Origin of the sequence: Dermatobacter hominis, from assembly GCF_020715685.1 — a bacterium.
Lineage (GTDB): Bacteria > Actinomycetota > Acidimicrobiia > Acidimicrobiales > Microtrichaceae > Dermatobacter > Dermatobacter hominis.
Window position 1 is genome coordinate 319,075 of record NZ_CP085840.1, and the last position, 25,123, is coordinate 344,197.

The 25,123-nt window shown below is 70.7% G+C and carries 16 protein-coding genes and 3 rRNA genes; 15 read left to right on the top strand and 4 right to left on the bottom strand.

The genetic code is table 11. The annotated features are described in order from the left end of the window. Positions 1-44: 44 nt before the first annotated feature. The 5 genes from LH044_RS01525 to LH044_RS01545 are packed head-to-tail and all read left to right on the top strand — an operon-like array spanning position 45 to position 4,366. Complete coding sequence (locus tag LH044_RS01525; RefSeq protein WP_227758034.1) at positions 45-1,241, top strand: argininosuccinate synthase; 1,197 nt, start codon at positions 45-47, stop codon at positions 1,239-1,241. Then, positions 1,238-2,692 carry an argininosuccinate lyase gene (gene argH / locus LH044_RS01530; RefSeq protein WP_227758035.1) on the top strand — a complete coding sequence of 485 codons (1,455 nt, stop codon included), beginning with the start codon at positions 1,238-1,240 and terminating at the stop codon, positions 2,690-2,692. Before LH044_RS01525 ends, argH begins: the two co-directional genes overlap by 4 nt. A 2-nt stretch (positions 2,693-2,694) precedes the next feature. Next, on the top strand, positions 2,695-3,114 hold the full coding sequence (locus tag LH044_RS01535) for an acyl-CoA thioesterase (protein WP_227758036.1): 420 nt from the start codon (positions 2,695-2,697) through the stop codon (positions 3,112-3,114). After that, positions 3,111-3,749 (top strand): DNA-3-methyladenine glycosylase, encoded by a 639-nt coding sequence (locus LH044_RS01540; protein ID WP_227758037.1) that lies wholly within the window; start codon positions 3,111-3,113, stop codon positions 3,747-3,749. The genes LH044_RS01535 and LH044_RS01540 overlap by 4 nt, the downstream gene beginning before the upstream one ends. Further along, positions 3,746-4,366: an NUDIX hydrolase gene (locus tag LH044_RS01545; protein WP_227758038.1), complete on the top strand. Its 621-nt coding sequence runs from the start codon at positions 3,746-3,748 to the stop codon at positions 4,364-4,366. Before LH044_RS01540 ends, LH044_RS01545 begins: the two co-directional genes overlap by 4 nt. A gap of 25 nt (positions 4,367-4,391) precedes the next feature. On the opposite strand, the gene LH044_RS01550 is transcribed toward LH044_RS01545, so the two are convergent. Together LH044_RS01550 and LH044_RS01555 are read right to left on the bottom strand one after the other, a co-directional pair. Then, entirely contained in the window at positions 4,392-4,976 is a 585-nt protein-coding gene (locus LH044_RS01550; protein ID WP_227758039.1) for a hypothetical protein, read from the bottom strand. 120 nt (positions 4,977-5,096) lie between these two features. After that, complete coding sequence (locus LH044_RS01555) at positions 5,097-7,559, bottom strand: transglycosylase domain-containing protein (RefSeq protein ID WP_227758040.1); 2,463 nt, start codon at positions 7,557-7,559, stop codon at positions 5,097-5,099. 168 nt (positions 7,560-7,727) lie between these two features. On the opposite strand from LH044_RS01555, the gene tyrS reads away from it, so the two are divergent. The 5 genes from tyrS (at position 7,728) to LH044_RS01580 (ending at position 16,360) form a co-directional block, all read left to right on the top strand. Further along, positions 7,728-9,032: a tyrosine--tRNA ligase gene (gene tyrS / locus LH044_RS01560; protein ID WP_227758041.1), complete on the top strand. Its 1,305-nt coding sequence runs from the start codon at positions 7,728-7,730 to the stop codon at positions 9,030-9,032. Positions 9,033-9,578: 546 nt separating this feature from the next. Continuing rightward, positions 9,579-11,101 (top strand): 16S ribosomal RNA (locus tag LH044_RS01565). Between the two features lie 275 nt (positions 11,102-11,376). Continuing rightward, positions 11,377-14,436, top strand: a 23S ribosomal RNA gene (locus tag LH044_RS01570). Between the two features lie 90 nt (positions 14,437-14,526). Further along, positions 14,527-14,643 (top strand): 5S ribosomal RNA (gene rrf / locus LH044_RS01575). The 16S, 23S and 5S rRNA genes sit together here, the layout of an rRNA operon. A 1,033-nt stretch (positions 14,644-15,676) precedes the next feature. After that, entirely contained in the window at positions 15,677-16,360 is a 684-nt protein-coding gene (locus tag LH044_RS01580; protein ID WP_227758042.1) for a tetratricopeptide repeat protein, read from the top strand. Positions 16,361-16,384: 24 nt separating this feature from the next. Here the strand turns inward: LH044_RS01580 and LH044_RS01585 are convergent, their stop codons facing one another. Both LH044_RS01585 and LH044_RS01590 read right to left on the bottom strand, forming a co-directional pair. Next, the gene (locus LH044_RS01585; protein ID WP_227758043.1) at positions 16,385-18,439 is read right to left on the bottom strand and encodes an acyltransferase family protein; all 2,055 of its coding nucleotides are present in this window, start codon (positions 18,437-18,439) and stop codon (positions 16,385-16,387) included. Between the two features lie 233 nt (positions 18,440-18,672). Next, on the bottom strand, positions 18,673-19,554 hold the full coding sequence (locus LH044_RS01590) for a fructose bisphosphate aldolase (protein ID WP_227758044.1): 882 nt from the start codon (positions 19,552-19,554) through the stop codon (positions 18,673-18,675). Positions 19,555-19,716: 162 nt separating this feature from the next. Between LH044_RS01590 and LH044_RS01595 the strand changes: the two genes are divergently transcribed. The 5 genes from LH044_RS01595 (at position 19,717) to steA (ending at position 25,117) form a co-directional block, all read left to right on the top strand. Then, complete coding sequence (locus LH044_RS01595) at positions 19,717-20,493, top strand: HAD-IIA family hydrolase (RefSeq protein WP_227758045.1); 777 nt, start codon at positions 19,717-19,719, stop codon at positions 20,491-20,493. Between the two features lie 110 nt (positions 20,494-20,603). Further along, complete coding sequence (locus LH044_RS01600) at positions 20,604-21,434, top strand: TlyA family RNA methyltransferase (protein WP_227758046.1); 831 nt, start codon at positions 20,604-20,606, stop codon at positions 21,432-21,434. Beyond that, complete coding sequence (locus LH044_RS01605) at positions 21,431-22,276, top strand: NAD(+)/NADH kinase (protein ID WP_227758047.1); 846 nt, start codon at positions 21,431-21,433, stop codon at positions 22,274-22,276. Before LH044_RS01600 ends, LH044_RS01605 begins: the two co-directional genes overlap by 4 nt. Before the next feature lie 28 nt (positions 22,277-22,304). Beyond that, positions 22,305-23,930 carry a DNA repair protein RecN gene (gene recN / locus LH044_RS01610; protein ID WP_227758048.1) on the top strand — a complete coding sequence of 542 codons (1,626 nt, stop codon included), beginning with the start codon at positions 22,305-22,307 and terminating at the stop codon, positions 23,928-23,930. Continuing rightward, positions 23,930-25,117 (top strand): putative cytokinetic ring protein SteA, encoded by a 1,188-nt coding sequence (gene steA, locus LH044_RS01615; RefSeq protein WP_227758049.1) that lies wholly within the window; start codon positions 23,930-23,932, stop codon positions 25,115-25,117. The genes recN and steA overlap by 1 nt, the downstream gene beginning before the upstream one ends. Positions 25,118-25,123: the final 6 nt, after the last annotated feature.

Here is a 25,123-nt window from a genome sequence, read left to right on the forward strand (position 1 = left end):
CGGCGGTTCGAGATCGACACGAGAGACCAGAAGGGACGGACAGGATGGCGAAGCGGGTGGTGCTGGCCTACAGCGGCGGGCTCGACACCTCGGTGGCGGTGCGGTGGATGATCGAGCACCTCGGCGTCGAGGTGGTGTGCCTGTCCGCGGACGTCGGCCAGGAGGGCACGCTCGACGGCAACCGCGAGAAGGCGCTCGGCGCCGGCGCGATCGCGTACGAGGAGCTGGACCTGCGGCAGGAGTTCGCGGACGACTTCCTCGCCCCGCTCATCAAGGCCAACGCGCTCTACGAGGACCAGTACCCGCTCGTCTCCGCGCTGTCGCGGCCGCTCATCGCCAAGAAGCAGGTCGAGGTGGCCCGGAAGTACGGCGCCGACGGCGTGGCGCACGGCTGCACGGGCAAGGGCAACGACCAGGTCCGCTTCGAGGTCAGCTACATGGCCCTGGCGCCCGACCTGGAGCAGCTGGCGCCGGTCCGCAACTGGGGCTTCACCCGCGAGGACTCGATCGAGTACGCCGGCCGGCACGGCATCCCGGTCGGCGCCACCAAGGAGAAGCTGTACTCGATCGACGACAACCTCTGGGGCCGGGCGATCGAGTGCGGCGAGATGGAGGACCCGTGGGCCGAGCCGCCCGACGGCGTCTGGAAGATGACCCGGCCGACCGCCACCGAGCCGGCGCAGTTCACGCTGAGCTTCGAGAAGGGCGTCCCGGTCGCGCTCGACGGCCAGGCCAAGCCGCTGTTCGAGATCATCATCGAGCTGAACCACCTCGTGGGCAGCTACGGATGGGGCCGGATCGACATGGTCGAGAACCGGCGGGTCGGCATCAAGAGCCGCGAGACCTACGAGGCGCCGGGGGCGCTGGCGGTGATCCTGGCGCACCGGGACCTCGAGTCCCTGACCGTCGAGCGGGACCTCGGTCGCCAGAAGATCGCCCTGCAGCACAAGTACGCGGAGCTCGTGTACGACGGCCTCTGGTACTCGCCGCTGCGGGACGCGCTCGACGCGTTCATCGACGTCTCGCAGGAGCACGTGACCGGTGACGTCCGGCTGCGGCTCGAGCCGAACCGCTGCTGGGTCGTGGGCCGGCGGGCGCCGCGGTCGCTCTACGACTACGGGCTCGCCACCTACGACGCGGCCGACCGGTTCCGCCACGCCGACTCCGAGGGCTTCGTCCGCATCTGGGGCCTCGGCGTGCAGACCTGGTCCGACGTGCAGGGACCGGGTTCGCAGCGATGACGCCGGCGGACGCGGACGACGGCACCGGGCGCGGCCAGCTCTGGCACGGCCGCTTCGACGTCGCGCCCGCCGAGGCCCTCGTCGAGTTCACCGGGTCGCTCGGCTACGACCAGCGCCTGCTGCCCGACGACGTCGCCTGCTCGAAGGCCCACGTCCGCGGCCTGCACCGGGCCGGACTGCTCGACGAGGACGAGCTCGCCGCCCTGCTCGGCGGGCTGGACTCGGTCGAGATGGAGTTCCGGGCGGGCGAGCTGCGCTTCGAGCCGTCCGACGAGGACGTCCACACCGCCATCGAGCGCCGCGTCACCGAGCTGGTCGGACCGGTCGGCGGCAAGATCCACACCGGACGGTCGCGCAACGACCAGGTCGCGACCGCGTTCCGCCACCACGTCGTCGGCCAGCTCGCGGCCACCGCCGACCTGGTCCTCGGACTGGTCGACGTGCTGACCGATCGGGCCGACGCCTCGCTGGAGCAGGGCCCCGGGGGCGGACCGGTCCGCCTGCCCGGCTACACCCACCTGCAGCGAGCCCAACCGGTGCTGCTGGCGCACCACCTGATGGCCCACGCCTGGGCGCTCCTGCGCGACGTCGACCGGCTCGCGGACTGCCGCCGGCGCGTCGACGTCTCGCCGCTCGGCGCCGGGGCGCTGGCGGGCACGTCGCTGCCGATCGACCCCGACGCCACCGCGGCCGACGCCGGCTTCCCGGCCCGCTTCGAGAACTCGCTCGACGCGACCTCCGACCGCGACTTCGTGGTCGAGTCGCTCTTCGTGCTGTGCACGATCGGCCTCCACCTCTCGCGCATGGGCGAGGAGGTCGTGCTGTGGACCAGCGACGAGTTCGCGTTCGCCGTCCTCGACGACACCTACGCCACCGGGTCGTCGATGATGCCGCAGAAGAAGAACCCCGACGTCGCCGAGCTGGCGCGCGGGAAGGCCGGCCGGCTGATCGGCGACCTGACCGGGTTCCTGGCCACCATGAAGTCGCTCCCGCTCGCCTACAACCGCGACCTCCAGGAGGACAAGGAGCCGCTGTTCGACGCGCTCGACACGGTCCGCCTGGGCCTCCTGGCGATGCGAGGTCTCTACTCGACGATCACGTTCCGACCCGAGCGGATGGCCGAGGCCGCCGACTCGCCGTACGCGGCGGCCACCGACCTCGCGGAGCTGCTGGTGACCGACGGCGTCCCGTTCCGGGCCGCGCACGGCATCGTCGGTGCGCTCGTCCGGCGCTCGCTCGACGAGGGGATCCCGCTCGTCGACCTCGTCGCGGCGGAACCCGAGCTGGGGGAGCGCGGGGCGGCGCTGCTGGCGCCGGGGGCGGGGACGGCGAACCGCCGGAGCCCCGGCGGCGGCGGGCCCGGCCCGGTCGAGGCGCAGCGGATCCGCCTGGCCGAGCGCATCGCCGCCGAGCGGCAGCGGTGGGCGGCGACCCGGCCGGACGGGGCCTGACGGTGGCGGCCCACCGGCACTCGATCGACATCCGCTACGGCGAGTGCGATCAGCAGGGCGTGGTGTTCAACGCCAACTACCTCGCCTACGTCGACGACGCCATGGACCACTGGATGCGCTCCTTCGGCGGGACGGCGTGGGTCGAGACGTGGGACGTGATGCTGAAGGCGGCCCGCGTCGTCTGGCACGGCCCGGCCACGTGGCCGGAGCGCCTCGACGTCGACTGCGGCGTCTGCCGCTGGGGGCGCACGAGCTTCGACGTCGCCTACGTCGTGACGGTCGCCGGTCGGCCGGTGGCCGACGTGGTCGTGACCTACGTGTCGGTGGCGGCGGGCACGAGCGATCCGGTCGAGCCGCCGGCCGACGTCGTGGCCGCCATGGGCGACACCGTTCCCGTCCCGGCGTCGCACGCGCCGCGGTGAGCGCCCCGGTGGTGGCCGGCGCGCCCCCGGCGCGCTCCGAGCTGACCGGCGACGCCCGCGCCGTCGGCAAGCGGCTGCTCAACGCGCTCCTGGTCGTCGGCGACCGCGCCGGCCGCATCGTGGAGGTCGAGGCCTACCGGGGCGCCGAGGACCCGGCCAGCCACGCGCATCGGGGGCCGACGGTGCGCAACGCCACCATGTTCGGCCGTCCCGGCCTGCTGTACGTGTACCGCTCGTACGGGATCCACTGGTGCGCCAACGTCGTGGCGGGCACCGACGGCGTCGCCGAGGCGGTCCTCGTCCGGGCCGTCGAGCCGGTCGCCGGCATCGACGAGATGCGCCGGGCCCGGGGTGCCCGGGTGGCCGACCGGGACCTGGCCAACGGCCCCGGCAAGCTGTGCGCCGCACTCGGGATCGACGGGGCGCACGACGGCGTGGACCTGCTCGACCCGGCCTCGCCGGTGCGGCTCCTGCGCGACGCCGTGCGCCCGCCGTCCCGACCCCTCACGACCACCCGCGTCGGGATCTCCAAGGCGGTCGACCGACCCTGGCGCTACCTCGTGCCGGGCCACGCGGGCGCGTCGCGGGGTCGGCCGTCGGGCGGGGCGGCCGCACCGAGGCGGCCACGACCGTGACCGGCTACCGGCTCCTCGCCGCGGACGACCCCGAGCTGGCGCCCTCGTCGGACCCGGCGCGCTCGCGCCGCCGGCTGGAGGAGGCCCTCTGGAGCGAGGCCGGGCGCGACGACGAGCGGGCCCGGGTCGTGTCGCTGCTCGACGAGCACGGATCGGCGCTCGCGGATCGGACCACCGCGCCCGGCCACCTGACCGGATCGGCGCTCGTGGTCGACGCCGACCGGCAACGGGTCCTGCTCCTCCTGCACACCAAGCTCGGGCGCTGGTTGCAGCCCGGCGGCCACGCCGACGGCGACCACGAGCTCGCCGGGGTCGCCCTCAAGGAGGCCACCGAGGAGACCGGCATCCCCGGGCTCCGGGTGCTGGTGCCGGCGGTGGACCTCGACGTGCACGCCGTCGACCACCGCGACCCGCTCGGCGAGCACCTGCACCTCGACCTGCGGTTCGTCGTGCTGGCGCCGCCCGGGGCGGTCGAGGATCCCAACCACGAGTCGCTCGATCACCGGTGGGTCACCTGGGACGAGCTCCCCGGCGCGGTCGACGAGGACGGGATCGTCCGGCTGGCCGAGGCCGGCCGCGCCGCACTCGGCGAGCTGGACGACGCGGCCGCTCCCTGACCGGGAGCGGCGAGGGTCCGATCGGTCAGCCGACGTCGCCGGGGACCATGCAGCTCTCCATGCGGTTGACCTGCGCGAACGCGTCGATCGCCCGGGAGATCTGGCGGTTGGCCTTCAGCGACTCCGAGAACCGGGTCATCGGGTCCTCGCGGAGCTGGTCGGCGTAGTCCTGGCGGTCACCGATGTAGGTGTCCCAGTCCTCGATCCACTGCTCGATGCCGCTCGAGACCTTGCCCTCCCCCTGGGGGACGATCGGGGCGAGCTGCGCCGTCATGTCGCGCAGGGCCTCGTTGGCCTGGTCGACGACGTCGGCGCGCTCGACGTGGTCGGGCGTCTGGTCGGCCGTGGGCAGCGCCTCGATCCGCACCCGGGCCTGGTGGCAGATCTCCTCGGCCTGGGTCGGGAACGTGCGGTCCTCGAGCTCGTCGATCATCAGCCCCGGGTCGTAGAGGAACAGGGCGTAGATCCACACCGCGAAGGTCGCCACCACGAACAGGAGCCCGGCGGCGAGGAAGAACCGGCGCCGGCCGGAGGGCCGGTCGTCGCCGCCGTCGACGGGAGGGTCCTGGGGCGGTGCGGGCGCGTCACCCGGCGCAGCGGTGGGGGGCACGTCCCCAGCTTGGCAGCCGGACCCGACCGGTTGCGAGGCGGGCCGGCACGCCGCCGCCCGTTCTGTTCCCGGTGGCTGGGGTGTTCGCCCCGGTCCTCGGGAACAGAACCGGGGACGGGGTCAGTCGTTGGCGGTCGGGCGGCGGGGGGCGGTCGTGGGCGCGGCCGGCGTCGTCGGCGGGGCGGCGCTGGCCACCTGGTAGCTCAGGACGACCACGCCGTCTGCGGGCCGCTCGCCCGCGGCCGGGATCGAGCGCCACACCTGGCCGGCCTCGAACGGCTGGCCGTCGGTCCGCAACGAGCCCGGCGGGGCGGCCACGGCCTCGGTCCGCACCGTGTAGCCCAGCGACTCGAGCTGCTGCTCGGCCTGACCCGTGCCGAAGCCGATCACGTTCGGCACCGGCGTCGCGGGCAGGAAGGTCCCCGGGGTGGACTCGACGTACACCTTCGACCCGGCGGCGGCGGACGCCCCCGGGGCGGGGCTCTGGCCCGTGACCGTCCCGGGGCCGACGCCCGACACGGCGGCGTCGATGCGGACGGGCTCCAACCCGGCCGAGCGCACCGCGGCGATGGCCTTGCGGGTGTCCTTGCCGCCCAGGTCGGGCACCTTGACGTCGCCCGGCACGGTGACCGGGCTGAGGAGCGCTGCGTTCGAGGATGGCACCGTCGTGGTGGCGGGCGGGGCGGCCAGCGGGTCGACCAGCGGCAGGGGCGGCTGGTCGGCGAGCGCCTTCTTCATGAACGACGACCAGATCATCGCGGGGTAGGTGCCGCCGTAGACGGTGATCCGCGTGTTGGGCGGGGTCATCGGCACCGGCTGCAGCTTCCCGTCCTTGCCGGGCCTCGGCTTGGCGAACCCGACCCACACCGCGGTCGCCAGCTGCGGGGTGTACCCGCAGAACCAGCCGTCGACGTTGCTCTGCGACGACCCCGTCTTGCCGCCCGCGGGACGGCCGATGTCGGCACGGGTGCCGGTGCCGCCGGAGATGACGCCGGGGAGGATGTTCGACACCTCGATGGCGACCTCGGGCTCCAGCACCTTCGTCTGGGTGTGCTCGTGCTGGTAGAGCATCGTGCCGTCGGGCCGGTCGATGCGGGTGACCATGACCGGCGGCACGTACACGCCCTGGTTGGCGAACGTGGCGTACACCGACGCCATGTCCTGCACGGTGGCGTTGTTGGTGCCGAGCACGGCGGACGGGATCGCCAGCAGCTTCGTGGAGACCACGCCGAGCGCCTTGGCCATGTCGACCGAGCGCTGCCCACCGACCGCCGGGTCGAGGACGATGTTGGCGTAGCAGGTGTTCGACGACACGACGGTGCACTCGGCCATCGTCCCGCTGCCGATGCCGCCGCCCTTCACCCGCCAGGTGGTGCCGTCGGAGAGCTGGTGGACCTGCGAGGAGGGGGCGTCGAACCGCTTCGTCGTGGGGACGCCGTTGGCCAGCGCGGCGGCGAGCACGATGGGCTTGAAGGCGGAGCCGGTCTGGCGTCCGACGCCGCGGGCGAGGTTGGTCTGGCGGTAGTCCGAGGTGCCGAAGTAGTCCCGGCCCCCGACCATCGCCCGGATCGCGCCGGTCCGGGGGTCGATCGTCACGAGCGAGGCGTCGGGCACCTTCGGGTCGGTGCCCTGGCCGGGCAGGACCTGCGCGATCGACTGCTCCGCCTGCGCCTGCAGGTCGAGGTCGATCGTCGTGTGGATGCGCAGGCCGCCCCGGTACAGGTTGTTGTAGCGCTCGCCCTGCGTGTCGCCGAGCACGTCGGAGTCCTTCAGCAGGTACTCCTTGACCGCGTCGACGAAGTGGGCAGCGGGGTAGGGCACCTGCTCGGGCAGCGGCTGGGGCGGGGCGAGCTCGACCGGGGTGGCGGCCGCGGCGTCGTGCTGCGCCGGCGTGATGTCGCCGAGCTCCAGCATCCGGGCCAGGACGACGTTGCGGCGGGCCACCGCGGCCTCGGGGTGCTTGCGGGGGTCGTAGCGGGACGGGGCCTGGATGAGCCCGGCGAGCAGCGCCGACCTCGCCAGATCGAGGTCGCCGGCCGGCACGCCGAAGTAGGACCGGGCGGCGGCATCGATGCCGTAGGCGCCGTCGCCGAAGTAGATCGTGTTGAGGTAGAGCTCGAGGATCAGCGACTTGGAGTAGTTGCGCTCGATCGACAGGGCCATCGAGGCCTCCTCGAGCTTGCGCTGGAGGGTCTTCTCGGGCGACAGGAGCGCGGTCTTCACGTACTGCTGGGTGATCGTCGAGCCGCCCTGGCCGGCCTCGCCGTCCTCGGCGTTGGAGCTCGCGGCGCGGGCGATGGCCCGGGGGTCGACGCCCTTGTGCGACCAGAACCGGGAGTCCTCGATCGCCACCACCGCGGTCTGCGTGATGTTCGGGATCTGCTCGAGCGGCACGCTCGTGCGGTTCTCGTCCCGCAGGACGGTGATCACGCGGCCCTTCGCGTCGAACACGGTCGTCGGCGCGGCGTTGACCGGGAGCAGCAGGGGCGGGGCGTCACGGGTGGCGCCCCCGCACGCCACGGTGACCGACGCGAGCACGCACAGGCCGGCGAGCGCGGCGAGGAGGCGGATCGACCGTGACATGACCGGTCCAGTGTTGCCGAACGCCCCACGGAACTGGTGCCAGCCGCCGGAGGCGCGGCGGTACGCTCTCAGGTCGCCCGGCGGCGGTCCGCCGCACCGGTCGGGCGCCCACGCACGATCGGCCCGTCCGGCACGTCCCGGGAGGCGGCCCACGGAGGTGACCACAGGATGACCGGCGACCCCGCGGTCCGCGGCAGCGGCGTGATCGACGACCTGGTGGCCAGGGGGCTGGTGCACGACCACACCGACCTGGACGCCCTGCGGGCCCGGCTCGACGACGGCCCCACCCCCACGTACTGCGGCTTCGACCCGACGGCGGACTCGCTCCACATCGGCAACCTGCAGTCGATCATGCTGCTGCGGCGCTTCCAGGACGCCGGGCACCCGCCGATCGCCCTCGTCGGGGGCGCCACGGGGATGATCGGCGACCCCTCGGGCCGCTCCGACGAGCGCCAGTTCCTCGACGCGGAGGTCCTCGATGCCAACCGGGCGGCGATCGCCAACCAGCTCGGCCGCTTCCTCGACTTCGACGGCCCGGCCGGCGCGGTGGTGGTCGACAACCGCAGCTGGACCGAACCCGTGGGGGTCCTCGAGTTCCTCCGCGACGTCGGCAAGCACATCACCATCGGCACGATGATGGCCAAGGACTCCGTGAAGTCGCGCCTGGAGCGCGAGTCGGGCATCTCGTTCACCGAGTTCAGCTACATGCTGCTGCAGGCCAACGACTTCCACGTCCTGCACGCGGAGCGCGACTGCGACCTGCAGGTGGCCGGTTCGGACCAGTGGGGCAACATCACGGCCGGCATCGACCTGGTGCGCCGCCGCACCGGCGACGTCGTCCACGGGCTCACGGCGCCCCTCATCGTGCGGGCCGACGGCACCAAGTTCGGCAAGAGCGAGGGCGAGAACATCTGGCTCGACCCCGCCCGGACCTCGCCGTACCGGCTGTACCAGTACTTCCTGAACGTCGCCGACTCCGACGTCGAGCCGCTGCTGCTCCGCCTGACGACGGTGCCGGTGGCGGAGTGCCGGGCCATCGCCGAGGCCCACGCCGACGCACCGGAGCGCCGGGAGGGCCAGCGGGCCCTGGCCCGGGCGCTCACCGCCACCGTCCACGGGCCCGACGCGCTCGAGCCGATCGAGGAGGCCGCGGCCGTGCTGTTCGGCGACCGTCCGATCACCGACGTGGCGCCGGCGACGCTCGAGCTGCTGGCCTCGGAGGTGCCGTCGAGCACGGCGCGGCGCTCCGACGTGCTCGGCGCCGATCCCCTGGACCTCCTGGCCGCCGACGGCGTCGCACTCGCGAAGTCGAAGGGCGAGGCCCGCCGCAACCCCGACGGGTACTCGGTCAACCAGGTGCGGCTGCCGGCGCGCGACGGGGCGCCGGTAGGGGAGCAGGACCTGCTCCACGGGCGCTTCCTGCTGCTCGGGCGGGGCAAGCGGAACCACCATCTGATCACCGTCGGCGCCTGATCGCCGGCGCTCGCCCGAGCGCCCGGGCCGACCGCGATCCGGCGGGCACGCCGCGCCGACGCGGGGTACGCTGACACCCGGTTCGAGCGCCCGCTCCGGCGGGCGCAGGGGACGGTCGCCACAGAAGTGACGAGCGTCTCAAGGGTTCGGGTTGACCTCCTCACGGAGGTGCCCTAATCTCTTCCTTCGCCCCGCACGGCAGCTTCGGCGCCGGAACGGGGCACGGAACCCCTGGCTCGCCGCCACCGTCCGATCCGGACAGCGGCACCGCCACGTTCCCGCTCGAGCCCCACTCGTGGAGCTCAGCGTTCCTTGACAACGGAAGACAGGATGCCAAAAGGCGAGTGCGGGCGACCGCACGTGGGGCAACCCACGGGTGAGTCGACCCTTCAATTCAAAGAAATTCAACGCACTTTCCGGATGACGGTCCGCACGGTCCTCGGACCGGGTGGACCATCGCCAGTCTGTGCCAGTCGGTGATCAGGTTCAGGCCTGACACCGGCTCTCCGATCGACGGAGCACCTCTTCGGAGGGGTTCCCGAGGTCTTGATGGAGAGTTTGATCCTGGCTCAGGACGAACGCTGGCGGCGTGCCTAACACATGCAAGTCGAACGAGGTCCATGGGAGCTTGCTCCCGGAAGACCTAGTGGCGAACGGGTGAGTAACACGTGAGAAACCTGCCCTGGAGTGGGGAATAACTCGGGGAAACTCGAGCTAATACCGCATACCCTCGGATGGTCGCATGGCCGACCGAGGAAAGATTCATCGCTCTAGGAGGGTCTCGCGGCCTATCAGCTAGTTGGTGGGGTAACGGCCTACCAAGGCAACGACGGGTAGCTGGTTTGAGAGAACGATCAGCCACACTGGGACTGAGACACGGCCCAGACTCCTACGGGAGGCAGCAGTGGGGAATCTTGCGCAATGGGCGAAAGCCTGACGCAGCAACGCCGCGTGCGGGATGACGGCCTTCGTGGTTGTAAACCGCTTTCAGCAGGGACGAAAATGACGGTACCTGCAGAAGAAGCCCCGGCTAACTACGTGCCAGCAGCCGCGGTAATACGTAGGGGGCAAGCGTTGTCCGGATTCATTGGGCGTAAAGAGCTCGTAGGCGGTTCAGTAAGTCGGGTGTGAAAGCTCCGAGCTCAACTCGGAGAGGCCACCCGATACTGCTGTGACTTGAGTCCAGTAGAGGAGCGTGGAACTCCTGGTGTAGCGGTGGAATGCGCAGATATCAGGAAGAACACCTGCAGCGAAGGCGGCGCTCTGGGCTGGAACTGACGCTGAGGAGCGAAAGCGTGGGTAGCAAACAGGATTAGATACCCTGGTAGTCCACGCCGTAAACGTTGGGCACTAGGTGTGGGGAGCCGTCAACGCTCTCCGTGCCGTAGCTAACGCATTAAGTGCCCCGCCTGGGGAGTACGGCCGCAAGGCTAAAACTCAAAGGAATTGACGGGGGCCCGCACAAGCGGCGGAGCATGTTGCTTAATTCGAGGCAACGCGAAGAACCTTACCTAGGTTGAACTATGCAGGAAAAGCCACAGAGATGTGGTGTCCTTCGGGGCCTGCGATAGGTGGTGCATGGCTGTCGTCAGCTCGTGTCGTGAGATGTTGGGTTAAGTCCCGCAACGAGCGCAACCCTTATCCTATGTTGCCAGCGCGTAATGGCGGGGACTCGTAGGAGACTGCCGGGGTCAACTCGGAGGAAGGTGGGGACGACGTCAAGTCATCATGCCCCTTATGTCTAGGGCTGCAAACATGCTACAATGGCCGGTACAGAGGGCTGCGAAACCGCGAGGTCGAGCGAATCCCAAAAAGCCGGTCTCAGTTCGGATTGAAGTCTGCAACTCGACTTCATGAAGCTGGAGTCGCTAGTAATCCCGGATCAGCAACGCCGGGGTGAATACGTTCCCGGGCCTTGTACACACCGCCCGTCACACCACGAAAGTTGGCAACACCCGAAGTCAGTGGCCGAACCCTCTGGGGCGGAGCTGCCGAAGGTGGGGTTAGCGATTGGGGTGAAGTCGTAACAAGGTAGCCGTACCGGAAGGTGCGGCTGGATCACCTCCTTTCTAAGGAGTCCAATCCATCCGGTTCACGAGACGTTCGTCTCGTGCCGGACACGGACACCCAGTTGACGCACTCGCCGGCACCAGGACCAGCGTTCCTTCCCCGAGCTCTCAGAGCCGGTCCGAAGGCGCCCCTGGTGCTCGTCCTGTCTTCCGTTGTGAAGGTGCGCTGCCCGCTCCGAGTGGAGCGGGCTCGAGCCCTTCCCCTCGACGAGCATCGTTCGTCGGCGCGCCCCTTGAGAATTTCATAGCGAGCACGAGCATCTTTGTAATGCGATACCCAAGCTACAAAGGGCCAACGGTGAATGCCTTGGCGATGAGAACCGATGAAGGACGTGGGAGGCTGCGATAAGCCACGGGAAGGTGCCGACCAACCGTCGATCCGTGGATGTCCGAATGGGGAAACCCCGCACTCGTAATGGAGTGTGACTCCCGCCTGAACACATAGGGCGGGTAGAGGGAACTGGGGGAACTGAAACATCTCAGTACCCTGAGGAAAGGAAAGTAACAACGACTCCGTAAGTAGCGGCGAGCGAACGCGGAACAGCCTAAACCAGACTGGTGTGATAGCCCGACGGCGTTGCCAGTCCGGGGTTGTGGGACTCGATAGAGGGCGCGTCGGCCCCTCACAGAGTTACAAAGCTGCCAGGTAGTGGAAGCGTCTGGAAAGTCGCACCGCAGAGGGTAACGGTCCCGTACACGAAACCTGTGCAGTCTCTGATCGATGATCCCGAGTAACGCCGAATCCGAGAAAGTTGGCGTGAATCAGCGAGGACCACCTCGTAAGGCTAAGTATTCCTCATCGACCGATAGCGAACTAGTACCGTGAGGGAAAGGTGAAAAGTACCCCGGGAGGGGAGTGAAATAGTACCTGAAACCGTTGGTCTACAAGCAGTCAAAGCCTGACTTCGGTCGGGCGATGGCGTGCCTTTTGAAGAATGAGCCAACGAGTTGCGGTATGTGGCGAGGTTAACCCGTGAGGGGAAGCCGGAGCGAAAGCGAGTCTGAATAGGGCGTACAGTCGCATGCTGCAGACCCGAAGCCGAGTGATCTATCCATGGGCAGTGTGAAGCGGGGGTAAGACCCCGTGGAGGCGCGAACCGACCTAGGTTGAAAACTGGGCGGATGACCTGTGGATAGGGGTGAAAGGCCAAGCAAACTCGGTGATAGCTGGTTCTCCGCGAAATGCATTTAGGTGCAGCGTTGCGTGTTCATCCATGGAGGTAGAGCACTGGATGGGTTAGGGGGCCCACAAGCTTACCGACCCCAACCAAACTCCGAATGCCATGGATCCAGAGCGCAGCAGTGAGACCCCGGGGGATGAGCTTCGGGGTCGAGAGGGAAACAGCCCAGATCGTCGGCTAAGGTCCCGAAATCCAGACTAAGTGGTAAACGATGTGAGATTGCGAAGACAGCCAGGAGGTTGGCTTAGAAGCAGCCACCCTTGAAAGAGTGCGTAACAGCTCACTGGTCGAGTGGTCTTGCGCGGACAATGTAACGGGGCTCAAGTCTGGTACCGAAGCCACGAGTTCGATCTTTGATCGAGCGGTAGCGGAGCGTCGATCTCGCAGTGAAGCGGCAGGGTGACCGGCCGTGGAGCGTGGTCGAGTGAGAATGTTGGCATGAGTAGCGAAAGAGGGGTGAGAAACCCCTCCGCCGGATGTCCAAGGGTTCCTGGGGAAGGCTATTCCACCCAGGGTGAGTCGGGAGCTAAGGCGAGGCCGAGAGGCGTAGTCGATGCACAACCGGTTGATATTCCGGTACCACCACATGCGCGTCCATTCCAATTTCAGCTTGCTAAGGGGCTGTGCCGGCCTTACGGCCGTCACGAACCGACCCAGCTTTAGGCGGAAAGCCGTAGGGGGACGCAGGAAGGTAGATGATCCCGGGCGATGGTAGTCCCGGGGTAAGCGTGTAGGACGAGGACCAGGCAAATCCGGGCCTCATGAGTCTGAGACGTGATACGGACCCGCTTCAGGGGAAGTCATTGATCCTATGCTGCCAAGAAAAGCCTAGCGGTGAGTTCATGTGGTGCCCGTACCCCAAACCAACACAGGTGGACAGGTAGAGAATACCAAGGCGAATGGGATAACAGTGGTTAAGGAACTCGGCAAAATGCCTCCGTAACTTCGGGAGAAGGAGGACCCCATTAGGGTGAAGGCACTTGCTGCCGGAGCTCGAAGGGGTGGCACAGAATTGTGGGAAGCGACTGTTTACTAAAAACACAGCAGCGTGCGAAGCCGTAAGGCGCTGTATACGCTGTGACGCCTGCCCGGTGCTGGAAGGTTACGGGGAAGGGTTAGTCTTCGGACGAAGCTCTGAACCTAAGCCCCAGTAAACGGCGGCCGTAACTATAACGGTCCTAAGGTAGCGAAATTCCTTGTCGGGTAAGTTCCGACCTGCACGAATGGCGTAACGACTTCCCAACTGTCTCAACCACTGACCCAGCGAAATTGAAGTACGAGTAAAGATGCTCGTTAGCTGCAGAAGGACGGAAAGACCCCGTGGACCTTTACTGCAACTTGATGTTGGGTTTTGTTATGCGTTGTGTAGGATAGGTGGGAGACGAGGAAGCATTGGCGCCAGCCAGTGTGGAGTCATCCTTGAAATACCACCCTGCGTATGGCGAGGCTCTAACCCAGACCCGTTATCCGGGTCGGGAACAGCGTCAGGTGGGTAGTTTGACTGGGGCGGTCGCCTCCTAAAGAGTAACGGAGGCGCCCAAAGGTTCCCTCAGCCTGGTTGGCAATCAGGCGTCGAGTGCAATGGCAAAAGGGAGCTTGACTGCGACACTGACACGTGGAGCAGGAGCGAAAGCTGGGCATAGTGATCCGGCGGTTGCGTGTGGAAGCGCCGTCGCTCAACGGATAAAAGGTACCCCGGGGATAACAGGCTAATCTTCCCCAAGAGCCCATATCGACGGGAAGGTTTGGCACCTCGATGTCGGCTCATCGCATCCTGGGGCTGAAGCAGGTCCCAAGGGTTGGGCTGTTCGCCCATTAAAGCGGTACGCGAGCTGGGTTTAGAACGTCGTGAGACAGTTCGGTCCCTATCCTCTGCAGCCGGAGGTGAATTGAGGAAAGCTATCCCTAGTACGAGAGGACCGGGATGGACGTAGCTCTCGTGTGCCAGTTGTCCTGCCAAGGGCACGGCTGGTTAGCGACCTACGGACGGGATAACCGCTGAAAGCATCTAAGCGGGAAGCCTCTTCCAAGATGAGTTCACCCACAGGGTCAACCTGGTAAGGCCCGTGGCAGATCACCACGTTGATAGGCCGGAAGTGTACGCACAGCAATGTGTTCAGCTGACCGGTACTAATCGGCCGAGGGCTTGGGTTCGTCTTACAAGACGTTCGTGCTCGCTATGAAGTCCTCGAGTGGACGCCGGCCCCGTATTCGGGGCCACCCGCTCGTCAGTTGACAACAGGTTTCGGTGGCCAGAGCGGAGGGGCCACACCCGTTCCCATCCCGAACACGGAAGTTAAGCCCTCCAGCGCCGATGGTACTTGGGACGTTCGTCCCTGGGAGAGTAGGACGCCGCCGGATTTCTCGAAGGGGAGGCGCGAGAGCGCCTCCCCTTCACCGTTTTCGGGCCGGTTGAGGACCGCGCCCGGCGTCGCCCGCCCTGGTTCAGGCTGCGGTCGGTGCGGCGCACGCAGCTGCGCTGCGCCGCACGACCCGGTTCCGGGGTGCCGTCGGCGCGGCAGCGTCCGGTACGGTGGCGGGCTCCCCGACCCCGGTGCCCGTCGCGCCCTTCCGAGCACCAGCACACCACGCAGGACCGCACGCCCGTGGGTCCCCGTCGCAGAGGTTCCCCATGGCCAGCCCCCCGAGCGATCGACCTGCACGCCGAGGCGATCCCGACGACGACGACAGGCGCGGCCGCGACCGCGGCCGCGACCGCGGCCGCGGCTCGTCCTCGGATGGTCGCGGTCGGAGCGGGCCCGCCCGGTCCGCCGGCACGCGCGGTGACGGTCCGCGCTCGGGAGCACCGCGGAGCGGTGGGCGCTCCAGCGGCCCCCGCACCGGCGGAGCTCGTTCCGGTCCCGCCCGCAGCGGCGACCGACGGGACGGTCCGCGCTCGGACCGGGGACGCGGCGGTGACCGCCGAGAGGGGTCCCGCTCGTCGGGACCCCGTTCGGATCGTGCGCGCCCGGGCGGTGGCCGCGACGACGGTCCTCGCAGCGGCGGCACCCGTTCGGGCGGCACCCGGGCCGACGGGCCGCGCTCGTCCGGGCCGCGCTCGTCCGGTCCGCGCTCGTCCGGGCCGCGCTCGTCCGGGCCGCGCAGCGCGGGATCACGAGCCGGCGGCGCTCGCTCGAGCTCGGGGACCTCGCGGTCCGGCGCGTGGCGCGACGACGATCGCCGGCCGTCCCGCAGCGGTCCGTCCCGCGGCCGCGCCGACGGTCCCCGAGGTGGCCGTGGGCCCTCCGATCGCGGTGGTCGTCCGCCGGGCCGCGGCGACGACCGTCCCCGCTCCCGGGGCCCGAGGGACACGCGTCCCGTCCCGCCACCACCGAAGCGGACGAGCAAGGACGACCGTCCGCCCGCCAAGCCGCCGCGCGAGGCGGAGGTCTGGGTGGACGAGGGTCCTGTCGGCGGCGGGTCCAGCAAGCGCAGCGCGCCGCGCCGCTCCAGCCGCACGGTCACGGTCCGGGCGCCGCAGCTGGTCGACCTCGTCGGCGCCAAGCGGGCCGTCCGGCTCGAGGGGCGGCTGTCGGAGGCGGCGACCGCCTACTCGGCCGAGCGGTTCCCGGACGCCCGGCGGATCCTGTCGCCGATCGTCGCCGAGGTGCCCGACCTCGCCGAGGCGCGGGAGCTCTACGGCCTGACGCTGTACCGGCTGGGTCGGTGGAAGGACGCCGCCCGGGAGCTCGACGCGTTCGTCGAGCTGACCGGCGGGTCCACCGAGCAGCACCCCGTGCTGGCGGACTGCCGGCGGGCGCTCGGCCAGTACGGCAAGGTCGACGAGCTCTGGGAGGAGCTGCGCACGACGTCGCCGTCGGGGCCGCTCGTCAACGAGGGCCGGATCGTCGCCGCCGGGGCGCTGGCCGACCAGGGCAAGCTCGCCGAGGCGATCGCGCTGCTCGGCAAGGGGTTCAAGCTGCCGAGGCGGCCCATGGAGCACCACCTGCGCCGGGCCTACGCGCTGGCCGACCTCTACGAGCGCTCGGGCGACGTCCCGCAGGCCCGCACCCTGTTCGCGCAGGTGGCCAGGGCGGAACCGGAGTTCCTCGACGCCGCGGAGCGCGCCGCCGGCTGACCGCGCACACCGGTCAGCGGTGCGTCAGTCCTTCTTGGCCGCGGGCCGGACCGTGGTGGTCGGCGCCGGCTCGGTCGAGGTGGCGCCACCGGTGGCGCCGGGCGCCCGGTAGGTCCGCCACCAGTCCTTCCAGATCCGCTCGAGCTCGGGGCCGAACCACTCGTCGGACACCCGTTCGAACTCGGGGCCGTAGAAGTGCGTGCCGTCGGCCCGCAGCGACGGGTCCTCGGCCCGATCGCCCATCCAGCCGGCCAGGTCGATGATCCGGGTGGCGTCGGGTCGGGCCGCCGCCACCTCGCCGAGGATCTGGTTGAACCGGGCCATGCGGGCGGGGTCGGCCTGCCGGGCGACGGCGTCGGGGCGGCCGTCGTCGGCCCACGAGCCGTAGGCCGGCCACGTCACGAGCACGACGAGGGCGCCCTGCGACGACAGCACGTCGACCGCCTGGATGAACTCGTTGCGAATGAGGTCGTCGACGGCCGGGTCGCCGATCGAGGTCCACTTCGACGAGCCCGGCAGCTGGGCGTCGGGCACCTCCCACACGGCCGAGACCAGCATGGCGATGTCGGGCGTGGTGGCCGCCACCTGCTGGCCCCACCGCTGCGGCCAGGCCGCGCACTCGGCGTCCTGCGGGACCACCATGTCGACGCGGATCGCCTTGAAGCGGGTGACGCCGCAGCCGAGCTTGGCGTCGCCGCGCACGGCGCCGAACCGGCCCGTGTCGATCGACCACTGGCCGAAGCCCATGCCGACGCCGAGCGCCGTCGAGTCGCCGAACACCGCGACGTCGGCGGTCGGCGCGGTGGGCACGGCGGTCGACGTGGTCGTGGACCGCTTCCCCTCCTGCTGGTCGAGGAAGGCGTCGTAGCTGTTCTGCGCCTTGTCGAAGTCGGTCGCCAGCTCCTTCTCGTCGACGGGGAGGGGGATGCAGGCGATGGCGGCGACGAGGGCCATGCTGAGCGCCCCGGCGGCGACGGCTCGGCCCTTGGCCGGCCAGCGGCCGGCGCGGACGGGCTGCTCGACGAACCGGTACGACAGGATCGCCAGGCCCACGGTGATCGACACGGCGAGGATCGTGGAGGTCCAGCGGTCGAGGTCGGGCCAGAGCTGGCGGACGGTCAGGAAGATCGGCCAGTGGATGAGGTAGATGCCGTAGGAGCGCCCGCCGATCCAGCGCAGCGGCGCCCACGACATGACGGCGCGCATGGGGCCCGAGGGGAGCGCAGCGGCGGTGATGACGGTGCAGGTGAGGACCGCGTAGAGGGCGAAGCCGCCGCGGTAGAGCCACGACGCGGTCTGCGGCAGCGACCACCACCACCAGGCCTGGACGGCGAGGGCGGCGGCGCCGAGCCAGATGGCGGTGCTGCGCCACCGGAGCCGCAGGGCGAGGCGGCGCCGGAACGGCTCGTGGGAGAGCAGGACCGCGAGGAGGGCGCCGAGGAGGAGCTCGGCGGCGCGGGTGTCGGTGCCGAAGTAGATGCGGTCGTCGGACATGTCGAAAACGAACGGTTCGAGGACCGAGGCGACGGCGAGCGTGGCGAGTCCGCCGGCGAGCCAGGCCCGCCGTCCCCGGGACGCGACCCACAGCCCGAGCAGGATGAGCGGGAAGAACAGGTAGAACTGCTCCTCGATCGACAGGCTCCAGAAGTGCAGCACCGGCGAGGGGGCGGTGAAGAGCTCGGCGTAGGAGTTGCCGGTGAGGATGTCGTGCCAGTTGGCGACGTCGAACAGCGACGCGAGGACGTCGCCGCGCATGGTCAGCCGCTGGTCGGCGGTGGCCACGAGCGGGCCGAACAGCGCCACGACGGCGGCCAGGGTCACGAGCGCGGCGGGCAGCAGACGCCGGAAGCGCCGGCCCCAGAACGACCGGAGGGCGACCGTGTCGGTGCGGCGGGCCTCGTTGAGCAGCAGCGACGTGATCAGGAAGCCCGACAGCGTGAAGAACGTCGACACGCCCAGGTAGCCGCCGACCATCCTCTCGAACCCGGCGTGGAACGCGACGACGACCACCACCGCCACGCCGCGCAGCCCGTCGAGGCCGGGCAGGTGCGAGAGCCGGGCGCTCGAGGCGTCGGTCATGCCGACGAAGTCTCGGGTGGCGGGATCTGACGTCAGCATGGGGGCGGCGTGGGCGCGGCCGGCGCCTCGACGGACGTCGTCGGGCGGCGCGGCACGCTCCGGGAGGGGCGGCCCACCAGTGTCGCGCGTTGGCGCAGGGGCCAGGTGTTCACGGCGGCCCGCCTGGGAGCACCGTCAGGCGGCCGGTGAGCGGAGCCGGCTGCGCGCCGTCGGGCACGCAGCCGGTCCGTCGGTCAGGTCCGCGAGGCCTCGAAGATGCTCTGGATCGAGGCGTCGAGGGTCGAGGTGTAGTCCTCGTCGGACTGCTGCGCCGAGAGCCCCTCGGTGAAGGCCCGGGAGAAGCTGGCGATCACGCCGGGGTTGCGAGCGAGGCGGGCGTTCGCCTCGTCGCGGGAGTAGCCGCCCGACAGCGCCACGACCCGCAGCACCTTCGGGTGCTCGACGAGCTCGGTGTAGAAGCCGTCCTCCTCGGGGAGCGTCAGCTTCAGCATGATCGGCTGGTCGACGTCGTCGAGCTCCGCCAGGATCCGGTCCTTCAGCAGCTTCTCGGCCTCGGACTTGGAGGGGCTGTTGATGTCGACCTCGGGCTCGATGATCGGCACCAGGCCGTGGCCCAGGATCTGCTTGCCGAACTCGAACTGCTGGGCGACGTTGGCGCGGATGCCGGCCTCGTTCGCCACCTTGATGACCGAGCGCATCTTCGTGCCGAACACGCCGTGGCCGACCGCCTTCTCGCACACCGCGTCGAGGTCGGGGATCGGCTTCATGACCTGCGTGCCGTCGGCCTCGTCGGCCAGGCCCTTGTCGACCTTCAGGAACGGGACGACGCCCTTGTCCTGCCACAGGTACTCCGCCGTGCCCTTGCCCTCGATCTGGCGGTCCATCGTCTGCTCGAAGAGGATCGCCCCGATGATCCGCTCGCCGTTGAACGCCGGGTCGGTGATGATCCGCGTCCGCATCTCGTGGATGAGGTCGAACATCGCGTCCTCGCCCGAGTACTCGCTCTCGTCGATCCCGTAGAGCTTGAGGGCCTTGGGCGTGCTGCCGCCGCTCTGGTCGAGCGCGGCGATGAAGCCGGGGTCGTTCTTGATCTTGTTGAGCTGCTGCTCGTCCACGAGGGTCCTCCTGCAGGCTGGCGCGACAGCTCGCGCGACGTGTGGGACAGGTTCGCACAGCGGCTCGGCGACGGGCCAACACGGCCTGCCCCGGGGATCCGACCGTCGGGACCGGGCCGGCGGGTGTGCGGTGCGGGTGCCGAGGGCGGGAGACTGCCGCCCGTGGCGTTGTGGGCGATCGATCTGGACGGCGTGATCTGGCGGGGCCCCGACCCCGTCCCGGGATCCCCGGAGGCCGTCGAGGCGCTCCTGGCGCGGGGCGACAGGGTGGTGTTCTGCACCAACCACGCGATGTCGCCCGACTCCAAGCTCGCCCACCTGCGGGCGATGGGCGTGCCCGACTGCCCGGTGGTCACCTCCGGCGACGCGGTCGTGTCGGCCTGTGCCGGTGCGGCGTCGGTGCTGGTGCTCGGCGACCCGACGTTGGTGGCGCACCTGCGCAGCAGCGGGCTGCCGGCGACCGACGTGCGGGACCTCCCCGACGGCGCACCGGCCGGGTCGGTCGACGCCGTCGTCGTCGGCGCGCTCGAGGACTGGAACCGGTCGCGGATCGGGATGGCCGCCGACGCGATCCGATCCGGTGCCCGATTCCTGGCGACGAACGACGACGCCACCTACCCGACCACCGGGCCCGCCGGCCCCCGCCTGCTGCCGGGCAACGGCGCGCTCGTCGCGGCCGTGGCGACGGCGTCCGGTCGGCTGCCCGAGGTGACGGGCAAGCCGCACCCGCCGATGGCGGCGGTGATCGTCGAGCGGCACGGGCCCGTCGACGTGGTGGTCGGCGACAAGCCCGAGACCGACGGCGGGCTCGCCGTGGCGCTCGGCGCCCGCTTCGGGCTCGTCCTGAGCGGCGTGACCGCGGCCGAGGACCTGCCGGTGCGGCCCGAGCCGTGGGCGGTCGCAGACGACCTCGCCGCCCTCGTCGCGTCACCCCTCTGACGCCCACCCGTTCTGTGATGCTGGATACGTCCGGATCGACGTATCGAGCATCACAGAACGGGTGCGGGGACGGCGGGGGCGGGGCGATCGGACGTCGGTAGCCTCGGGTGGTGCGCCGACGCCTGGATGCCGAGCTCGTCCGCCGGGGGCTCGCGCCGTCGCGGTCGGCGGCGTCCCGGCTGATCGACGACGGTCAGGTGCTCGTGTCGGGCGTGGTGGCCGACAAGGCGGCCCGGATGGTCGACGCGGGCGAACCGCTGGTGCTCGCCGGTCCGCCGCCCCGATTCGTCGGCCGTGGCGGCGAGAAGCTCGCCGGCGCCCTCGACGGCTTCGGCCTGGACCCCACCGGGTTGCGGGCGCTCGACGCCGGCGCGTCGACCGGCGGCTTCACGGACTGCCTGCTCCAGCACGGCGCCGAGGCTGTCACCGCCCTCGACGTCGGCCACGGCCAGCTCCACGAGCGGCTCCGCGCCGACCCGCGGGTCGAGGTCGTCGAGCGCACCAACCTGCGCCACGTCGACCCGACGGCGGCCGAGCCGTACGACGCGGTCGTCGCCGACCTGTCCTTCATCTCGCTGCGCACCGTGATGGAGGTGCTGGTGGGGTCGACGGCGCCGGGCGGGTGGCTGGTGCTCCTCGTGAAGCCCCAGTTCGAGGCCGGTCGCCAGGAGGTGGCCCGGGGCCGCGGCGTGATCACCGATCCCGAGGTCTGGCGCCGCACGGTCCTCGACGTGGTGGACGCGGCCGAGCTCGCGGGTGCGGCCATGATGGGGGTGATGGTCTCGCCCCTGCACGGCGCCGACGGCAACACCGAGTTCCTTCTCCACCTCAGGCGGGCGGGGGCGGACGAGGTGCCGGCGTCGGCGGAGGTCGCCGCCGCGGTGGACGAAGCGGTCGAGGCCGCCCGCCGGCGTGGCGCCCCCGAGGGGGCGGCGACGTGAGCACGTTCGGCCTGGTGCTGCACCGGGGCCGGGCCGGCGAGCTGGCCCGCTCGACGGTCGAGTGGCTGCGAGCGCGCGACCACGAGGTCCGGGTCCTCGACGAGGACGCCGCCGTGATCGGCGACCCCGACCTCGGCGTGGCGTCCGACGAGCTCTGCGTCGGGACCGACCTGGTGCTCAGCCTCGGCGGCGACGGGACGATGCTGCGGGCGGTCGACCTCGCCGCCCCCGAGGACGTGCCCGTGCTCGGCGTCAACCTCGGCCAGCTGGGCTACCTCACCGAGGTCGAGCCGAGCGGCGTGCGGGTGGCGCTCAAGCGCTTCCTCGCCGGGTCCTACACGCTCGAGGAGCGGATGCGGCTCGAGGCCCACGTCGTCGACGCCGAGGGGGAGCGGCCGTCCACCGCCCTCAACGAGGTCGTGGTCGAGAAGTCCGAGATGGGCCACACCGTCCGGCTCGAGGTCGCGCTCGACGGGCGGCCGTTCACGTCCTACGTCGCCGACGGCCTGATCCTGGCGACGCCGACAGGTTCGACCGCCTACGCGTTCTCGGTCCGTGGCCCGATCGTCGACCCCCGCCACCGCGCCGTGCTGATGGCGCCGGTGGCGGCGCACATGCTGTTCGACCGCTCGATCGTCCTGCGTCCCGACTGCGAGGTCGTGGTCAGGGTGGGCGGCGACCGAGCGGCGGGCGTGTCGGTCGACGGCCGCTCCGTGGCCCGCCTGCTGCCCGGCGCCTCGGTGCGCTGCCGGGCCAGCGACCGTCCGGCACGGCTCGTCACCTTCGGCGAACGGGACTTCCACGCGGTGCTCAGGGAGAAGTTCCACCTCGGCCCCAGGTGAGGTCGCGTCCTCTACGCTCCGGGCCGTCATGCTCGTCGAACTCGCCGTCCGGAACCTCGGGGTGATCGCCGAGGCCCGGATCCCGCTGCAGCCCGGACTGACCGCGGTCACGGGCGAGACCGGCGCGGGCAAGACGATGGTCGTCGAGGCCCTCGGCCTGCTCTGCGGATCCAAGCCCGACCCCGCCCGGGTCCGCCCCGGCGCCACCGAGGCCGTCGTCGAGGGGCTGTTCGCGGGCGACGACGGGGCCGAGGGAGACGGTCACCTGGAGGCGGAGTGGGTCCTGCGCCGGGTCGTCCCGGCGTCGGGGCGGTCGAGGTCCTACGTCGACGGCGAGCTCACCACCGCTGCGTTGCTCGGGGAGCGGGGCGGCCGCTCGATCGAGGTGCACGGCCAGCACGCCCAGCAGGCGCTGCTGCAGGCCCGGCACCAGCGCGACGCGCTCGACCGCTTCGCCGGCATCGACACCGGTCCGCTCCGAGCGGCGCGGGCCGCGGTCACCGCGCTCGAGCACCGGCTCGACGAGCTGGGCGGGGACGAGCGCGTCCGGGCCCGGGAGATCGACCTGCTGCGGTACCAGATCGACGAGATCGACGCCGTGGACCCCCGCCCCGGTGAGGAGGAGGACCTGTCCTCCGAGGAGGACACCCTCTCCGACGCCGTCGCCCACCGCGAGGCCGCGGCCGCCGCGCTCGAGGCCCTCGGGGCCGAGGGCGGGGTGCTCGACGGCCTCGCCGCGGCGGCCGAGGCGCTGCGGGACCGCACGCCGTTCGAGGCCGAGGTCGTCCGGCTCGACGCCGCCGGACCGGAGCTGCGCGACGTGCTCGCCGAGCTGCGCGCCCGCGCCGAGTCGATCGAACCCGACGACGAGCGGCTGGCCGAGATCCGCGAGCGCCGGCACCGCCTCGTCGAGCTGCGGCGCAAGTACGGCGACGACCTCGACGAGGTGCTCGCCCACGCCGACCAGGCCCGCAGGCGGCTCGAGGAGCTCACCTCGCTCGACGCCACGCGCGCCGGCGTCGAGGCCGAGCTCGCCGCCGCCCGGGCCGCGGTCGAGGCCGAGGGCCGGCGCGTCGGCGCGGCCCGGCGCGCCGCCGCCCCGGAGCTGGCCGAGCGGCTCGTGTCGATCCTCGCCGACCTCGCGCTGCCCGGCAGCCGGATCGAGGTGGCGGTGACCGACCGGGAGGGCGCCCCGGGCGCGGGCGACGAGGTCGAGCTGCGGCTCGCGACCAACCCGGGTGCACCGCTCGGCGGCCTCTCGAGGGTCGCCTCCGGCGGCGAGCTGAGCCGCGTCATGCTGGCGCTGCGCCTGGTGCTGAGCGGCGGTCCCGACGTGATGGTGTTCGACGAGGTCGACGCCGGCATCGGCGGCGAGGCCGCCACCGCCGTGGGCGCCGCGCTGGCCCGCCTGGCGGCCGACCGCCAGGTCCTGGTCGTGACGCACCTGCCGCAGGTGGCGGCGTTCGCCGACCAGCAGCTCCGCGTCGCCAAGCGCTCGGACGGCTCGAGCACGCTCACGGTCGTCGAGGCGCTCGGCGACGACGACCGCGTCATCGAGCTGAGCCGGATGATGACCGGCCAGCCCGACTCCGCGACGGCTCGCGACCACGCCGAGGAGCTGCTCGCGACCTCTGCCCAGCAGCGGGGTCGCTGATGGCCGGGATCTTCCGCCGCCGGAGCGGGGACCTCGCCCTGTCGACGGTGCCCGTGATCGGTCGGGCCCGGCTCGACCGACGGACGAAGCAGCTCGTGACCCGCCTCGACGCGGGCGACGTGGCGGTGATCGACCACGAGGACATCGACACCGTGGCGGCCGAGAGCCTCGTGGCCACGCAACCCGCGGCGGTGCTCAACGTGGCCGCGTCGTCGTCGGGCCGCTACCCGAACGAGGGGCCGCTGATCCTGCTGCGCGCCGGCATCCCCGTCGTCGACTCGCTCGGTCCCGAGGTGATGGCCGGCCTCGCCGAGGGCGACGTGGTCACCGTCGACGGCGACGTGGTGCTCGTCGACGGCGCCGTCATCGCCACGGGGACCCGTCAGAGCGAGGCCTCGATCCTCGAGATCCACGAGCGCAGTCGCGCCACGCTGGGCGTCGAGCTCAACCGCTTCGTCGAGAACACCGTCGAGTACCTCGAGCACAACACCGACCTGCTCGACGACGACCTCCGGCTGCCCGACCTCGACCAGGACTGGACGGGCCGGCAGGTGCTGATCGTCGTGCGTGGCGCGGGCTACAAGGAGGACCTCGGCCTGCTCCGCCGGACCGCCTACCTGCGCGAGATGCGACCGGTCCTCGTCGCGGTCGACGGCGGCGCCGACGCCCTCCTCGACGAGGGCGTGACCCCCGACGTGATCGTGGGCGACATGGACTCCGTGTCGGAGAAGGCGCTGCGGTGCGGCGCCGCGCTGGTCGTCCACGCCTACCGCGACGGTCGCGCTCCGGGGGCCGAGCGGCTCACCGAGCTCGGGCTCGACCACCACCTCTTCCTCGCGTCGGGCACGAGCGAGGACATCGCGATGCTGCTCGCCTACGAGAAGGGCGCCGACCTGATCGTCGCGGTGGGCACCCACACCTCGATGGTCGACTTCCTCGACAAGGGCCGGGCCGGCATGGCCTCCACGATGGTCACCCGGATCAAGGTGGGTCCGATCCTCGTCGACGCGAAGGGCGTGAGCCGGCTCTACCAGGGCCGGGTCCGCAAGCGCGACCTGCTGCTGCTCGTCCTCGCCGCCCTGTTCGCGATGGGGGTGGTCATCCTCATCAGCGAGCCGATCCGACTGCTCATCCGCGCCAACTGGGTGCTGCTCACCGGCGTGGTGTCCCTCCCGGTGCCCATATGAGCCGGG

Coding starts and splice junctions, on each gene's coding strand:
- LH044_RS01525 (WP_227758034.1), top strand. CDS start 45: ATGGCGAAGCGGGTGGTGCTGGCCTACAGCGGCGGGCTCGACACCTCG.
- argH (WP_227758035.1), top strand. CDS start 1,238: ATGACGCCGGCGGACGCGGACGACGGCACCGGGCGCGGCCAGCTCTGG.
- LH044_RS01555 (WP_227758040.1), bottom strand. CDS start 7,559: ATGTCACGGTCGATCCGCCTCCTCGCCGCGCTCGCCGGCCTGTGCGTG.
- tyrS (WP_227758041.1), top strand. CDS start 7,728: ATGACCGGCGACCCCGCGGTCCGCGGCAGCGGCGTGATCGACGACCTG.
- LH044_RS01585 (WP_227758043.1), bottom strand. CDS start 18,439: ATGACCGACGCCTCGAGCGCCCGGCTCTCGCACCTGCCCGGCCTCGAC.
- recN (WP_227758048.1), top strand. CDS start 22,305: ATGCTCGTCGAACTCGCCGTCCGGAACCTCGGGGTGATCGCCGAGGCC.
- steA (WP_227758049.1), top strand. CDS start 23,930: ATGGCCGGGATCTTCCGCCGCCGGAGCGGGGACCTCGCCCTGTCGACG.